Below are 15,977 nucleotides of genomic sequence, written 5' to 3'. Positions count from 1 at the left end.
TATTTCACTCTAAAGAATAGACGTAAATTCGGTTATTCGTCTCATTATGTGCATCTTACAACTTTTGCCCATTTTTATTTTGTATTTATGTGGATTTTTTTTATTATCTTTGTACTCAAATTAAGATAATTAGCTTCATGTCTCAGAAAAAAATTTTATACATTTCACAGGAAATCTACCCTTATGTAGATGAAACACCAATCTCGAATACTTCACGATTTTTACCCCAGGCCATTCAGGAGAAAGGCATGGAGATTCGTGCATTTATGCCTAAATATGGCAATATAAATGAACGCAGGAATCAACTTCATGAAGTTATACGACTTTCAGGAATGAACCTCATTATTGACGATTCAGACAACTCTTTGATTATCAAGGTTGCATCTATTCAGTCTGCACGTATGCAGGTCTATTTTATTGACAACGAGGATTATTTTCAGAATAGAGAAACACTGGTTGACAAGAATGGAGAGGAGTATGACGACAATGAGGAGAGAAGTATCTTCTTTGTGCGTGGAGTAATGGAAACTATCAAAAAGTTACGCTGGGTTCCGGATATTATTCATTGTCACGGATGGTTTAGCGGATTAGCACCTCTATATGTCAAGAAAGGGTATAAAGATGACCCATGCTTCAAAGATACAAAGATAGTATACTCTATTTATGATGAAACCTTTAAAAAGCCTTTCAGTAAGGAAGTAGCCCACAAGCTCCGGTTTGAAGGAATTGGCGATGCCGAAATTGAAAAGATAAAAAGCAGAGGAGTGATGGATTATCAAAATCTTATCAAGCTGGCCGTTGATTATTCAGATGGCGTTGTTCTTGGAAGTAAAGATATTGATCCGGAAATTACTAAGTATCTTGAAACTGAGAAGGTCGATTTTCTACCTTATCAGCCCGATTTTGAGAAGAGTGTTGATGAGATTGAGGCCTTCTATAACAAGATTGCTGATTGAGAATCCAACTCTTAACTAAAACTTATTTAGTTTCCCCTATACACAATTATATTTAAAAATTGAAAGAAAGCTATTTTCCGTTTTTAAATCACATTATTTTTTTGGATATTTGCGGCGTTGAAATAATATTTTGAAACTAATGAAGCTCAAAACAATATATAAGTTATTTACAATAACCTTTGTCGCAATACTCGCTTTCTCTTGTAACGACAATTTAGATCAAATAGGATTCTCCATTCAGCCTGATAAAGACAGACTGACTGTAGGTATTGACACTTTACAGTTGCAGGCACGTACTGTTCAGGTTGACTCAGTTTTTGGTAAAACTAATTACCCTGTACTTGGAGAATATGCGGATCCGGTATTCGGTTCTATTAAGTCTGAATATATAGCTGAGTTTTATCTTCCAAAAGGATTGGAATTCAAAGATGGGGCTGTGATAGACTCCGTGAGTGTGGAAATATCTTACACTTCTTTGATTGGAGACTCTATTGCTCCTATGTCGTTGTCTGTATATGAGGTTACGAAATCTCTGAAAGGAACCAATGACTTTACTCATATTGATCCGGAACAGTTTGCTGATATGACTGCTCCTCTTGGAGTGCAAAGCTTCACAGGAAAAAACTCTACATACAGGACTAAATCATATACAGCAGATGATTTCACTACTGTCACATATACAGAATATTACATAAATGTTGATTTACCAAAGACTATAGGGGAAAGTTTTCTGGAAGAATATAATAAAGCTGGTCATGGTAAATTGTCAGACACTGATACTTTCAGGGAGTATTTCCCGGGACTATATTTTACCACCAGCTTTGGTAACAGTACTATTATAAGCGCTGATCTTACGTCACTGCTTGTACATTACCACTATCTGGATGAAAAAGGTTCTTCAACAAATCAGGATACTATCCGAACAGATGTATTCAAATTAAACAATACTCCTGAGGTTAGACAGATTAACCATATTAAGAGCAATAATGAAGAGCTGCTGGCTGATAACTCAGATGTCACCTATATAAAAAGTCCTGCAGGAGTAAACACCGAGATTGTATTCCCAATATCTCAGGTTCATGATAATCTGCAGTCGATGGCTCTAAATCTCGTAAACTTCACAGTTTATGCTTTACCAGATGAATCAGAAAAGGGTATGGTGAAATTGAGTCCGCCTGATTATCTTCTATTGATTAACAAAGACTCTTTAAATGGATTTTTTGAAAACAGGAAATTAAGAGATAATGTCACAAGCTTTCTTTCTGAAAAGTTTGATCCCTCTACCTACTCATACAAGTTTAACAATATATCGTCGATGATAAATTATTATAACCAGGAGTTTGATGGTGAACCTTATGATCTGACTTATTATCTTATTCCGGTTGATGCTACATATACCAATGTACAACAGGGCTATTCAACTCAGCAAGTGCTTACCAAGATTCAAAACCTGATGTGGCCTACTGCTACTATTTTGGATAAGAGAGCAGGAAGTCTGCAGTTGGAATTAATATTCAGTAAGCTTTAAATAAATTATTGGATATCTATAAATTAGCAATCAGATAGCTAAAGATCAAGAATCAGAAAGCTTCAATCAGAATTGCAAAGTATTGGTTTTCGGTAGTTAGTTTCCGTCTATCAGTATTACATTAATTAATTGTCAGAAAAGTAACCCCTGTTCATTGCCGGCTCTTTTTCTACCCAAGTGCTGGTAAGCAAGTTCAGTAACTTCTCTTCCACGCGGTGTACGTTTTATAAAACCCTCTTTAATCAGATAGGGTTCATACACCTCCTCTATGGTACCGGGATCATCACCAACAGCTGTTGCTATTGTAGTAATACCAACAGGACCTCCTTTAAATTTATCAATGATTGTAAGAAGTATCTTATTATCTATCTCATCCAGACCATACTTATCAATATTAAGAGCCTCTAAAGCATATGTTGAAATATATTTGTCTATAGACCCGTTACCTTTTACCTGTGCAAAGTCACGTACTCGTCGTAATAAAGCATTGGCAATTCGTGGTGTACCTCTACTTCTTGATGCAATTTCTTCAGCAGCATTTATCTCACATTTGATCTTGAGAATATCTGCAGACCTGAGTACAATACCGGTGAGTGTAGCAGAATCATAATATTCAAGGTGCATATTGATACCGAATCTAGCTCTTAAAGGACTTGTAAGCAAACCGCTTCTTGTAGTGGCACCCACCAATGTAAATGGGTTGAGATCAATTTGTATTGAGCGTGCACTTGGTCCTTTATCTATTAATATATCAATTCGGTAATCCTCCATTGCACTATACAGATACTCTTCAACAACAGGTGATAAGCGATGTATTTCATCAATAAAAAGTACATCGTTCTCTTCAAGAGAGGTTAATATCCCGGCAAGATCACCGGGTTTATCAAGCACAGGCCCTGATGAAATCTTAAAGCCAACACCCAACTCGTTAGCAATTATATTTGCAAGTGTAGTTTTTCCAAGTCCGGGAGGTCCATGAAGCAATACATGATCAAGAGACTCACCGCGCATGCGTGCGGCACTAACAAATATTTCCAGATTTTCAACAATCTTATTCTGCCCTTTGAATCCTGTGAAGGTCAAAGGACGTAAGGTCATTTCAAAGTCACTATCTGTCTCCTGAAAATTACTTCTGCTATGTATATCGAAATTATCTCCCATTCTATTTATTAATACAAAAATAGTTATTTATTACGGTTTTTGGAAATAGCATTAACGTTTCGTTTTAATCCTGCAAACTTCGTCCTTTTTACAGCTGAACCTCTAAAAAGATGTTGATACTCTTTCTCATTCATACCTATCAGTTTAGTTAAATCAAGTTCCATAAACTCTTCCGATGGCATAAACTCATCTGTGTTGTGAGGAGTTGACATTCTGTTCCATGGACACACTTTCTGACAAATATCACAACCAAAGACATAGTTTTTCAGTTTGGGAGCAACTTCCGCAGATATTTCACCTCTGTTCTCGATAGTTTGATATGAAATACACTTATTGGCATTTACCAGAAAAGGTTTTTCTATAGCTCCTGTAGGACATGCATCAATACAACGAGTACAACTTCCACAATTTTCAGGAATAGGTGAATCATAATCCAGTTCAATATCAATAATCAGCTCACCCAGAAAGAAAAAAGAACCTTTCCCGGGGATTATCAACAAAGTATTCTTACCTACAAATCCTATACCTGCCTGTGCAGCCCAAAATCTTTCCAAAACAGGAGCTGAGTCTGAAAAATATCTACCTGTAACATCAGTATATGTCTGTTTTATAAACTCAAATAGTAGCTTGAGCTTATCCTTTACAACATCATGATAATCTTTCCCATAGGCATAATAGGCAAATTGAGGAGCATAAGTGGGCTGTTTTTGGTGAGGGTAATAATTTAGTACAACAGAAATAATAGATTTTGCACCATCTACAAGCAACCTTGGATCAAGCCTCTTTTCTATATTCCGCTCCATATAACTCATGGTTGCATGATGATTTCCAGCTAACCATTTCATATATCGTTCTTCTTCACCGGTATCAGTAGCACGGCAAATACCGCATGCATCAAATCCCAGTCTCAAAGCCTCTTTTTTTATCTCTTCTGAAAAAGTCATAGTTTATTAAATATATTCCGGGCCAATTGGTCTTCTAAAATTAACTCCATGACACCTATATCAAAAATACAAAGATATGTTTGATTTGACACTGTATAAAATGCATTTAATTGAATTCCCAATTACTTTCAACATACCAGTTCTGGAAAAATTGACTACTTTTGCATGAGTAATTTGCAATATATAACCTCTCATGACGGAATCTTCACTTAAGAGTAAAACTATTCTGTCCCTTTTCTGGAGTTTTATTGATAAGTTTGGACAGCAGCTCCTAAATTTTGTGAGTATGCTGATCCTGATGAATATTATCAGTGCAAGAGAATATGGGATGATTGGTTCACTTGCAATATTTATAGCTTTTTCCTCAATACTTATAGATAGTGGTTTCGGGAGGGCTTTGCTTAACAGGCACAACCTCACAGATACTGATTACTCAACAGTTTTTATTTTTAATATAACACTGGGTATTTTATTGTATCTGATATTATTTATCACTGCACCATTTCTGGGAAATCTTTTCAATACTCCTGAAATAACAGTTGTAGCAAGAGTACTATTTATCTCAATAATATTAAATGCTTTAGGACTAATTCACCAAACTTTGCTAACAAAAAAAGCAGATTTCAAAGGACTGTCCAAAATTAATCTGTTTGCATTGCTCATTGCTGATATTGTTGCGGTAATTATGGCTATTTACAACTATGGAGTTTGGGCTTTGGTAGCGCAGACACTAATATATACACTTCTACGTACTATCTTCCTTTGGTTATACTCAAGCTGGCGTCCAAAAACAAGTTTTAGCAAGAAAAGTCTAACAGCATTCTTCTCCTTCAGTAGTAAACTACTTGCATCGAACTCGATCTCCACACTTGCTAATAATATTTACCCCAGCTTAATTGCAATGTTTTATCCAATGAATCACGTAGCATATTTTAATCAGGCAAAAAAATATCAGGATATCCCTTTTCTTACCATGTCAAATACTTTTCGCTCTGTAGCAATGCTTATACTATCCGAGGTAAACAGAGACAGTGAGAGGATGAAAAGAGTAATGAGCAAAATGATGAAATCCATCTCTTTTATCACATTTCCGGTAGGAATGATAATGATTATTACAGCAGAGTCACTGTTTTTCCTGTTCTTTAAAGAGAAGTGGCTCGAAGCAGTTCCTTATTTCAGAGTACTAACGCTGGCTGGAATGCTTTCACCATTTGTGTTTATTTTCAACGAATTGTTTATTGCTAAGGAGAAATCAGCTTATTTCCTTGGAGTAGAAATCATTAAGACTTTTATTTTAATTATTCTGATAATATTGCTACTCCCTCATGGATTAATGGCTCTGGCAAGTAGCTGGGTGATCTATATTATTATTACATTACTTATTTCGGCTACTTTATCCGGGAGACTTATAAGCTATAGTTCTATACAATTTTTAAAAGATATGCTTCCATACATGGTAGTTGCATTAATCTGCTCAGGAATATCCTATCTGGTTACAAATGGTATACAAAGCAGTGTACTTTACATTATCACAAATGCCATAATTACAGGGGGGTTATATATACTTTTATGTAGAATAATAAAGCTCGAAATGTCAGAGGAGGTTGAAAACTGGTTCTCTAACCTAAAAAAGAAAAGAAAATGAAGGACTCATTACTATTCATACGCTTTGCTGCTCAATTTGCGATCGAAAACAGAACATTATCTCATATCAAACAGTACAGGAGATGGCATAGAGATAAGAAATCGGGTGAAAGCACTTTAAGTCTGGGTTTACCATGGATTACCTATGATGCTATAAAGTTCCTTGAAAAGATATGCAATAAAAGTATGAGAGTTTTTGAATGGGGTTCAGGAGGATCAACAATATTTTTTGCTATCAGATGCAAAGAGGTGATATCAGTTGAGCACGATATATACTGGTTGAATTCACTTCAAAAGAAGATTAAGGAGCTCAAGCTTAATAATGCTTCACTAATAGGAATTGAGGGTAAACCGGTTGATTATTTCAATAAGTTAGATCCGGAAAATCCTGATGATTTTGCTTCAAAAGAAAAAAATTCATCAGGACTTTCATATGAGGATTATGTCAGGTCAATAGATAGTTACGAAAAAGGATATTTCGATATAATTGTTGTTGATGGGCGAGCAAGAAATTCATGCATAAAAAGAGCCATTCCCCACATTAAAGCAGGAGGTTATCTGATAGTTGACAACAGCGACCGTAAATATTACCTGTCACCATTTCCCAACCTCAATAACCCTGCTGAGTGGGAAAAGAAAGAGTTCACCGGACCAGTATTTTTCCAACACGCTTTTGGAAAGACCACTATTTTTAAAAAACTGATCAATTCGCAAAGATAAAGTCCAGTTGCCTGCGTTCTAGATTTGCTTTTGCAACTTTGATTGTAACAGGTTGCCCGAGTCTGTATTCTCTTCTGGTACGACGCCCTACCAGCCTGTAATTCTTTTCATCCAGTTCATAGAAATCATCGTCCAGCTCCCTGATCGGAATCATTCCCTCACATTTATTTTCGTTGATCTCAACATATATCCCCCACTCCGTAACTCCTGATACTACTCCATCATAAACCTTACCGAGCTTGTCGGACATAAACTCTACCTGCTTATATTTTATTGAATCACGTTCAGCATTTGCTGCAACCTGTTCCATATCAGAACAATGTTTACTTTGAGCCTCAAGTGTATTCTGATCTGCACTCTTACCACCATTTAGGTATCTCTCAAGTAATCTATGAACAAGCATATCAGGATACCTTCGTATAGGAGAAGTGAAATGTGTGTAATAGTCAAATGCCAGACCATAATGTCCTACATTCTTTGTAGAGTAGATAGCCTTTGACATTGTTCGAATTGCAATAGTTTCCACAAGATTCTCTTCAGGGCGTCCCTGCACTTTATCAAGTACGGAGTTCAGACTTTTTGCAACTTCTGTTTTTGTTCCTGATGTTTTCATCTTATGACCAAAGCGTAGAATAAAAGCATTAAACGTATCCAGCTTCTCAGGGTCAGGAACATCATGTACCCTGTAAACAAATGCCTTGGCTTTTTTATCTTTAGGTACCTTGCCTATAACTTCTGCAACAGTTTTGTTTGCAAGAAGCATCAGCTCCTCAATCAGGTGATTTGCCTCTTTAGACTCCTTGAAGAATACTCCAAGAGGTTTACCCTTTTCATCAAGATTAAATTTAACCTCATATCTCTCGAAATTTATTGCCCCATTGGCAAATCTTCTATCACGCAACTGCTTTGCGAGATCATTAAGCTTGAGTATTTCTGTTGCAAAAGCACCTTTACCTGTTTCAATAACTGTTTGTGCTTCCTCATATGTAAGTCGGCTATCTGATTTTATTACAGTTCTTGCTATTCTTGACTTTTTAACCTCAGCCTTATCGTTCATATTGAATATGACAGAGAAACATAATTTCTCCTCATTTGGTCTGAGAGAACACAAACCGTTGCTTAACCTCTCTGGCAGCATTGGAATTGTACGATCAACAAGATAGACTGAGGTTGCTCTTTTCTCAGCTTCTACATCAACAAGATCGCCCGGTTTTACATAATGAGTTACATCAGCAATATGCACCCCAACCTCCCAGAGATTTGGAGCCAACTGCCTGAAGGAGATAGCATCATCAAAATCCTTTGCATCTTTAGGGTCGATAGTTATAGTAAACACATCCCTGAAGTCTTCTCTTCTGGATATCTCATTCCTATCAATTTTATCCGAAATTGTGTCAGCATATTTTTCAATATTTTCAGGATACTTATATGGAAGATCATATTGAGCTAAAATAGCATGCATCTCTGTATCATTCTGCCCAGGTACACCCAAAATATCTATGACCTTACCAACAGGATTATTAGCTTTCTCCGGCCATTCAACAATTTCTACTACCACCTTATCCCCATTCTTTGCACCTCTGAGCTCTTCTTTAGGGATAAATATATCGTTAGAGAGATACTTGCTATCCATTACAAGAAAAGCAAAATGTCTCTGCACCTCCAGAACACCTACAAATCTGCTCTGAGCACGTTCAAGAATCTCAATCACTGCACCTTCGGTATCGGCACGTTTTCTTTTTGCAAGAAGCTGTATACGAACCCGGTCACCATTCATCGCATGCTTGCTGTTTCGCTCAGGGATATATATAATATTACCATCGTCGTCCGGAACAAAGAAATTCTTTCCGTTGCTTCTCCTTTCAAACCGTCCATCAAGGATCAATCCTCTGTTATTTATTCTATACCTACCTCTTGATGATTCAAGAATAATATCATCATCACGCAGTTTATCAAGCACCTTAATAAGTACTCTCCTACCATCCTCTCCTTTAACATTTAAAGCTGCAGCAATTTGCTTATAGTTAAATTGTTTATCTTTATTCTCTGTCAGGAAGTCAGTAATTAATACGGTTAAATCTTTTTTTCTCGGTTTTGATAAAGGTTCCTGCGAGGCTGCTTTTTTACTCATAATTCTTTTTGATTTAGATTCCAATTGATACTAAAACAATCCAAACACTGTTTTAGTTATGCAAAGTAATAAAAAATTCGCAATAACACTACTTTTAAATCATTAGGTAATTGCTATTTTTGCAATAGTTAAGATGAAACAGATGATCAAAAAAAAGGTACTTATAACCGGAGCCAGCGGTTTTATCGGAAGCACGGCAGTTGACAAAGCAATTGAACTGGGATATGATACCTGGGCAGGCATTAGAAGCAGCAGTAGTCGAAAGTATTTGACAGACAGTCGCATTCAGTTTGCCTTCCTTGATTGCTCAAATAAAAACAGTCTCATGAATCAGTTAACAGATCTGGCTGAAAAGCATGGAAAGTTCGATTATATTATTCACATTGCAGGTTTAACAAAAGCTATCCGTAAATCAGATTTCGATAATGTCAACTACATACAGACACGCAATTTAGCAGAATCCCTGATAGAAATTGATGCTGTTCCGGAGGCCTTTGTATTGATGAGTTCTTTGAGTGTAATGGGTTCAGGAGATGAGTTTGGCTACACCCCTTTAAAAAACGATCATATACCAAACCCTACCACAGCATATGGAAAAAGTAAACTGAAAGCAGAAAACTTTCTAAAGGGACTCAAAGACTTTCCCTATCTGATTATCAGGCCAACAGGTGTATACGGACCTAGAGACAAAGACTATTATATTCTTATGAAGGCTGTTAAAAGCGGTCTGGATATTGGTGCTGGATTTAAAAAACAGATACTAACATTTATCTACAGTGAAGACTTGGTTGATGTGATCTTCAAACTATTGGAAAAAGGTATTGTCAGAAAAGAATATATTGTAGCTGATGGCGATATATATACTGATACAGAGTTTAATAAAATTGTGCAGGATGCTCTGAATAAGAAGTATGTTATACGATTTAAAATCCCTCTTTTTCTTGTAAAACCGGCTGCAGTGATAAGTGAAAAAGCAGCTTCACTTTTAGGAAAGGCATCCACTTTCAACAGTGACAAATATCGTATAATGAAGCAACGCAACTGGGCATGTGACATAACCCCTCTGAAAGAGGATATCAATTTCAAACCCAAATACAGGTTGAAACAGGGTGTTGAAAAAACCGTGCAATGGTATAAAGAGCAAGGTTGGCTCTAATTTTCTTCAATTTTATACATTAATAGTGTAAGTCGGCCAATTTTTGTATTTTTGCTACTCAAAAGTATTGAAACAAATGAAAATAGCACTTATAGGATATGGTAAGATGGGGCGTGAAATTGAGAAAATAGCCCTGCAAAGAGGACATGAGGTAGTTTGTACAATAGATATAAATGAAGAGGATAAATTTCAAACCGATTCATTCAGGAGTGCTGATGTTGCAATTGAATTTACTTCACCAAAAAGTGCACTTAGCAACTATAGAAATGCATTTGCAGCAGATGTTCCGGTAGTTTCAGGAACAACAGGCTGGCTTGAGCATTTAGATGAGATAATAAAAGAGTGTGAGGTAAACGGAAAAACCTTTTTCTACGCTTCAAATTTTAGTCTCGGTGTAAACCTCTTTTTTGCGCTTAACAACTACCTGGCTAAGCTGATGAACAGGTTTACCGACTATGATGTAAGCATGGAAGAGACACATCATATACATAAACTGGATGCTCCCAGTGGGACTGCAATAACTCTTGCTGAAGACATTATTTCAAATATTGACAGGAAAAGCGGTTGGATATTAGATGATAACAACACAACCGACTCCACCGGCCACGACCTGAAAATCAAATCATTCCGTGAAGGTGAGGTACCTGGTATTCACACCGTGATCTATGAATCAGAAGCAGATATCATTAAAATAACACATGATGCTAAAAGTCGCAAGGGATTTGCCCTTGGGGCAGTTCTTGCCGCTGAATTCACAAAAGGTAAGAAAGGATTTCTTGGCATGAAAGACATGCTTGGTAATCTTTAATCATAAGACAAATAATATAGAATATGACTCTAAAAGAACGTTTTGGACAAGCCTCGGGCAGACAATGGCTATGGTTTGTAGTATGGACAATACTCACCATTTTATTCTCATTTTGGTCGCAATCACCATGGGTATTACTGTTTATACTGCTTTTTCTTGATATATATATTTCCAAATTCATTCCCTGGGGATTCTGGAAGAAATCAAAAAATGATCTTTTCCGTAAAACTATGGAATGGGTTGACGCAATTGTTTTTGCATTAATAGCTGTATATTTTATTAATACATTCTTTTTCCAGAATTATCAAATACCGACATCCTCTCTTGAGAAGTCACTCTTGGTTGGGGACTTTCTGGCTGTAAGCAAACTGAGTTACGGTCCCCGTGCCCCAATTACACCTCTTTCATTTCCGCTTGCACAGCACACAATGCCTGTAACCGGCGGTAAGTCATACATCGAGAAGCCACAGTGGAAATACAACAGACTTAAAGGATTTGGTAAAGTTAAAAGAAATGACATAGTTGTATTCAATTTCCCCGTGGGAGATACAGTTGCATTGAATCAGCAGGGAATTGATTTCTACCTGTTATCAAAACTCCATCCAAATGGCAGTGAAGGTGTTCGTGCAGATAAACGTACTTATGGAGATATAGTCTATCGTCCTGTCGACAGAAGAGAAAACTATGTAAAAAGATGTATTGGGCTACCGGGTGAAACAATAGAATTAAAAAATGACTCTGTCTTCATCGATGGCAATTACATTCCAAACCCCAGACTGTCACAGCATAACTATATGATACATACAGATGGAACTATAATATCTTCTGATGTATTTAGTAAACTGGGAATAAATATTGCCGACTACAACACTCAAAACAGTTACGGACAGATTGTATCCCGTTCTCAAGACCTTGCTGATGTTGACAGCCTTAGTATGTCAATATTCAATCTGAAACCTCGAAATGGTAACAATGGCAGAGTCTATTTCGGTATACCACTAACAAACGATATGATAGAGGAGTTAGAGTCGAAGCCTTTTGTATGGGAAATAATAAAAGAGAGGGAACTGCCGGGAACAAGCTACTATTTCCCACTCGACTATAATACACAGTGGACAAGAGATAATTACGGTCCTCTCTGGATACCCAAAAAAGGTGAAACAATCACTTTCGACAGTAATTTGGATTATAAGGTTGCAACATACGAAAGATGTATAAAGAATTATGAGGGCAACGACTTTGCTTATCGTGATGGTAAGGTTTTCATCAATGGTGAGGAGTCAGACTCCTATACTTTTAAATATGACTACTATTTCATGATGGGTGACAACAGACATAATTCTGCCGACTCACGCTCATGGGGATTTGTACCAGAGGATCATATTGTAGGTCAGCCCCAGCTAATCTGGCTGTCTCTTGAAAAAGACAGAGCATGGTTTAAAGGTAAAATACGCTGGAACAGGCTGTTCCGCAGTGCTAAAGTTTCAGCATGACATCTTCGGATTCCTCTTCTGTAACCCTGTTATCGTCTCTTTATCTTGCGCCAATAGAGTATTACTATGCTCTTAACAGGTGCAACAAGGCTATTATTGAGATTAACGACAACTATCAGAAACAGTCATATCGCAACAGATGTATTATTGCAGGGGCAAATGGTCCACTTCCTCTTAGTATTCCAATAGAGAAGCCCAAGAGCACCAAATCATTGATGAAGGATATTCGAATTGCCGAGCATGGCAACTGGCGTCACCTCCATTGGAATGCCATTACTTCGGCTTACAACTCGACTCCTTTTTTTCAATATTATGAGGATGACTTTAGACCGTTTTATGAAAAAAAGATTACTTTTCTTCATGACTTTAACGAACAGCTGCGAACATTGATCTGCAGGCTGACAGGGATAGAGACAGAGATAACCTACACAGAAACCTATATAACTGAAATATCAGAAAGTTTAGTTGATCTGCGTGAGACTATTCACCCTAAACGCCCTTCTGAATTTATAACCAGGCCATATTACCAGGTCTTCTCAGACAAGCTTGGATTTCAGAACAATTTGAGCATATTAGATCTTCTTTTCAACATGGGAAATGAGTCCACATTCTATCTGTGACAATATTTTGATATTGAGAATTTATCTATTTTGCATATCTTTGCACATTCAACGACATCCATAATAATGAATCAAAAAGTAAGAGTAAGGTTTGCACCCAGTCCAACAGGACCGCTGCATATTGGTGGTGTTCGCACTGCATTATATAATTATCTTTATACAAAACAAAAAGGTGGTGATTTTATTCTTCGTATCGAGGATACCGACTCAGCAAGGTTTGTACCCGGTGCAGAAGAGTATATACAGGAGACTTTCGACTGGCTGGGACTGACTTTTGATGAGAGTCCTTCCAAAGGCGGCGAATATGGTCCATACAGACAATCTGAACGCAAAGAGATTTATAAGAAATATGTAAATCAGCTTCTTGACAAAGGTGCAGCGTATATTGCATTTGATACTCCGGAGGAGCTGGACTCAAAAAGATCTGAAATATCTAACTTCCAATATGATGCATCTACCAGAAATTTAATGAGAAATTCTCTGACACTTTCTGAAGAAGAAACAGATGCCCTTATATCAGCCGGAACACAGTATGTTGTAAGAATAAAGATTGAACCGGGAATAGATATAACCGTAAATGATATGATAAGAGGAAAAGTTGTTATAAACTCCTCTGTGCTTGATGATAAGGTGATTTATAAATCTGCAGATGAACTTCCTACCTATCACCTTGCTAATGTGGTTGATGATCACCTTATGAAAATCACTCATGTAATAAGGGGTGAAGAGTGGTTACCATCAGCACCTTTGCATGTTTGGCTCTATCAAAGCTTAGAATGGGAAGATACTATGCCCTCTTTTGCTCATCTGCCTCTGCTTCTAAAACCTGACGGCAAAGGAAAACTAAGCAAGAGAGATGGTGACAGATTAGGGTTCCCTGTATTCCCACTTGAGTGGAAAGATCCGCAGACTTCGGAAATCTCATCAGGTTATCGCGAAAAAGGTTATCTACATGAAGCAATCATAAACTTTCTTGCATTCCTTGGTTGGAACCCCGGTACAGAGCAGGAGATATTCTCACTTGAAGAGCTGGTTGAAGCATTTTCTTTTGAGAGATGCAGTAAGAGTGGTGCAAAATTTGATATTGAGAAGGCAAAGTGGTATAATCACCAATATATAGCAAGAATGCCGGATGAAGAGCTGGCCAAACTCTTTGTACCGTTACTGACTGAGAAAGGTATATCCTCTACAACGGAAAAAATATCAAAAGTGGTTTCACTTGTAAAGGACAGAGCAACCTTTGTTAGTGACCTGTGGGAACAATCCTCTTTCTTCTTCCTTGCTCCCGAAACATACGATGAAAAAACCGTTCGTAAACGCTGGAAAAAGGAAACACCCGAACATATGCAGCAGTTGATAGACCTCAACATGCAGATGGTAGACTTCAGTGCACATAATCAGGAAAAAGTCGTTATGGAGTGGATTAAAACCAATGAACTTCACACAGGTAATATTATGAATGCATACCGACTAGCTATCGTAGGTGAAGGAAAAGGTCCACATATGTTCGACATTACCGAATTAATTGGAAAAGAAGAGACAAACAAGAGACTCCTAACTGCTATAAAAAGAATAGAGATTCAGGAAAATGTATAACCTGGGAATTTACTTCATGTCGCTATTTATACGCCTTGTTTCTCCGTTCAAGAGGAAAGCAAGGCTGATGATAGATGGACATAAGAGTGTATTTAATCTGCTTGAGAAAGAGATTGACAAAAAAGCAAAATATATATGGTTTCATGTTGCTTCACTAGGCGAGTTCGAACAGGCCCGCCCTATTATTGAAGAGATAAAAAACAGCAAACCGGAATATAAAATACTACTTACATTTTTCTCTCCTTCGGGATATGAAGTAAGGTATAACTACCCTCTTGCCGACATAGTAACATATCTCCCATTTGATACAAAAAAGAATGCCAGAAGGTTTCTTGAGCTTACAAATCCTCATATGGTAATCTTCATAAAATATGAGTTCTGGTACAACTATATTAATGAAATTTATCAAAGGAGAATCCCTGTATATCTGGTATCCGCTATTTTTCGAAAAAATCAATCCTTTTTCAAAAAATTGCGATCACCATACAGAAATATGCTCTCTTTATACACGCACTTTTTTGTACAGGATGATGAATCACACAAATTACTCCAAAAACATGGGATAAAAAATGTAACTGTAGCGGGCGATACAAGGATAGACAGGGTAATTGAGATTCAGAAACAGACAGTAAACCTGCCTATAGTAGAGAAATTTATTGATAAAGGCTCAATTATTTTTATAGCAGGAAGCTCATGGCCTGCTGATGAAGATATTTTTATAAATTACTTTAACAGTCACCCAAACCTAAAACTCATCATTGCACCACACGAAATAGATGAGTCACATCTTACTGAAATAGAAAAGAAGCTTAGTCGCCCCTCACAAAGATACTCCGGTTTAACTGACACTGATACAGTGAATGCCGATTGTATGATCATTGACTGCTTTGGCCTGCTTGCTTCAGTATACCGTTACGCAGATATAGGATACATAGGCGGAGGATTTGGTGATGGCATACACAATCTTCCTGAAGCTGCTGTTTATGGTATTCCTGTAATTTTCGGGCCCAATTTTATAAAATTCAGAGAAGCTCACGACCTGATCGCAACCGGAGGTGGATTTACAATAAAAAACAGAGCTGAATTTAACAAATTGATGGAGTCGTTTATCAACGAGCCCGAATTGAGAGAAAAAGCCGGTAAAGAGGCTAAAAATTATATCTTTAGCAATTCAGGTGCAACAAATACTATTTTAAATCATATCTTTTGATATATTTGTT

Annotated in this window: 13 protein-coding genes; 10 read left to right on the top strand and 3 right to left on the bottom strand. The window is 37.1% G+C overall.

Annotated features, from left to right (window positions below):
- Positions 1–137 precede the first annotated feature (137 nt).
- Both BN1354_RS00255 and BN1354_RS00250 read left to right on the top strand, forming a co-directional pair.
- Positions 138–956: a glycogen/starch synthase gene (locus BN1354_RS00255; protein ID WP_045090277.1), complete on the top strand. Its 819-nt coding sequence runs from the start codon at positions 138–140 to the stop codon at positions 954–956.
- Positions 957–1,095: 139 nt separating this feature from the next.
- Positions 1,096–2,484, top strand: a complete 1,389-nt coding sequence (locus BN1354_RS00250; protein ID WP_053825891.1) for a DUF4270 domain-containing protein — start codon at positions 1,096–1,098, stop codon at positions 2,482–2,484.
- A 132-nt stretch (positions 2,485–2,616) separates the two neighbouring features.
- Here the strand turns inward: BN1354_RS00250 and ruvB are convergent, their stop codons facing one another.
- Together ruvB and queG are read right to left on the bottom strand one after the other, a co-directional pair.
- Complete coding sequence (gene ruvB, locus BN1354_RS00245) at positions 2,617–3,645, bottom strand: Holliday junction branch migration DNA helicase RuvB (RefSeq protein WP_045090279.1); 1,029 nt, start codon at positions 3,643–3,645, stop codon at positions 2,617–2,619.
- Between the two features lie 23 nt (positions 3,646–3,668).
- Positions 3,669–4,589: a tRNA epoxyqueuosine(34) reductase QueG gene (gene queG / locus BN1354_RS00240; RefSeq protein WP_045090280.1), complete on the bottom strand. Its 921-nt coding sequence runs from the start codon at positions 4,587–4,589 to the stop codon at positions 3,669–3,671.
- Positions 4,590–4,782: 193 nt separating this feature from the next.
- On the opposite strand from queG, the gene BN1354_RS00235 reads away from it, so the two are divergent.
- On the top strand, positions 4,783–6,234 hold the full coding sequence (locus tag BN1354_RS00235; protein WP_045090281.1) for a lipopolysaccharide biosynthesis protein: 1,452 nt from the start codon (positions 4,783–4,785) through the stop codon (positions 6,232–6,234).
- Positions 6,231–6,953, top strand: coding sequence for an O-methyltransferase (locus tag BN1354_RS00230; RefSeq protein ID WP_052673209.1), 723 nt, complete (start codon positions 6,231–6,233; stop codon positions 6,951–6,953). The genes BN1354_RS00235 and BN1354_RS00230 overlap by 4 nt, the downstream gene beginning before the upstream one ends.
- On the opposite strand, the gene rnr is transcribed toward BN1354_RS00230, so the two are convergent.
- Positions 6,937–9,084 carry a ribonuclease R gene (gene rnr / locus BN1354_RS00225; RefSeq protein WP_045090282.1) on the bottom strand — a complete coding sequence of 716 codons (2,148 nt, stop codon included), beginning with the start codon at positions 9,082–9,084 and terminating at the stop codon, positions 6,937–6,939. The two genes, BN1354_RS00230 and rnr, sit on opposite strands and share 17 nt — an antisense overlap.
- Positions 9,085–9,226: 142 nt before the next feature.
- Between rnr and BN1354_RS00220 the strand changes: the two genes are divergently transcribed.
- The 6 genes from BN1354_RS00220 (at position 9,227) to BN1354_RS00195 (ending at position 15,967) form a co-directional block, all read left to right on the top strand.
- Positions 9,227–10,240, top strand: coding sequence for an NAD-dependent epimerase/dehydratase family protein (locus BN1354_RS00220; RefSeq protein ID WP_053826372.1), 1,014 nt, complete (start codon positions 9,227–9,229; stop codon positions 10,238–10,240).
- 76 nt (positions 10,241–10,316) lie between these two features.
- On the top strand, positions 10,317–11,048 hold the full coding sequence (gene dapB, locus BN1354_RS00215; RefSeq protein WP_053825890.1) for a 4-hydroxy-tetrahydrodipicolinate reductase: 732 nt from the start codon (positions 10,317–10,319) through the stop codon (positions 11,046–11,048).
- 23 nt (positions 11,049–11,071) lie between these two features.
- Entirely contained in the window at positions 11,072–12,541 is a 1,470-nt protein-coding gene (lepB, locus tag BN1354_RS00210; protein WP_053825889.1) for a signal peptidase I, read from the top strand.
- Complete coding sequence (locus BN1354_RS00205) at positions 12,538–13,161, top strand: WbqC family protein (RefSeq protein WP_045090285.1); 624 nt, start codon at positions 12,538–12,540, stop codon at positions 13,159–13,161. Before lepB ends, BN1354_RS00205 begins: the two co-directional genes overlap by 4 nt.
- A 66-nt stretch (positions 13,162–13,227) precedes the next feature.
- Positions 13,228–14,757, top strand: coding sequence for a glutamate--tRNA ligase (gene gltX, locus BN1354_RS00200; protein WP_045090286.1), 1,530 nt, complete (start codon positions 13,228–13,230; stop codon positions 14,755–14,757).
- On the top strand, positions 14,750–15,967 hold the full coding sequence (locus BN1354_RS00195; RefSeq protein ID WP_053825888.1) for a 3-deoxy-D-manno-octulosonic acid transferase: 1,218 nt from the start codon (positions 14,750–14,752) through the stop codon (positions 15,965–15,967). Before gltX ends, BN1354_RS00195 begins: the two co-directional genes overlap by 8 nt.
- Positions 15,968–15,977 lie beyond the last annotated feature (10 nt).

It is taken from the genome of Lascolabacillus massiliensis, from assembly GCF_001282625.1.
In the GTDB taxonomy this organism is placed as follows: Bacteria; Bacteroidota; Bacteroidia; order Bacteroidales; family Dysgonomonadaceae; genus Proteiniphilum; species Proteiniphilum massiliensis.
This window is presented reverse-complemented; position numbering and strand designations above follow the sequence as displayed.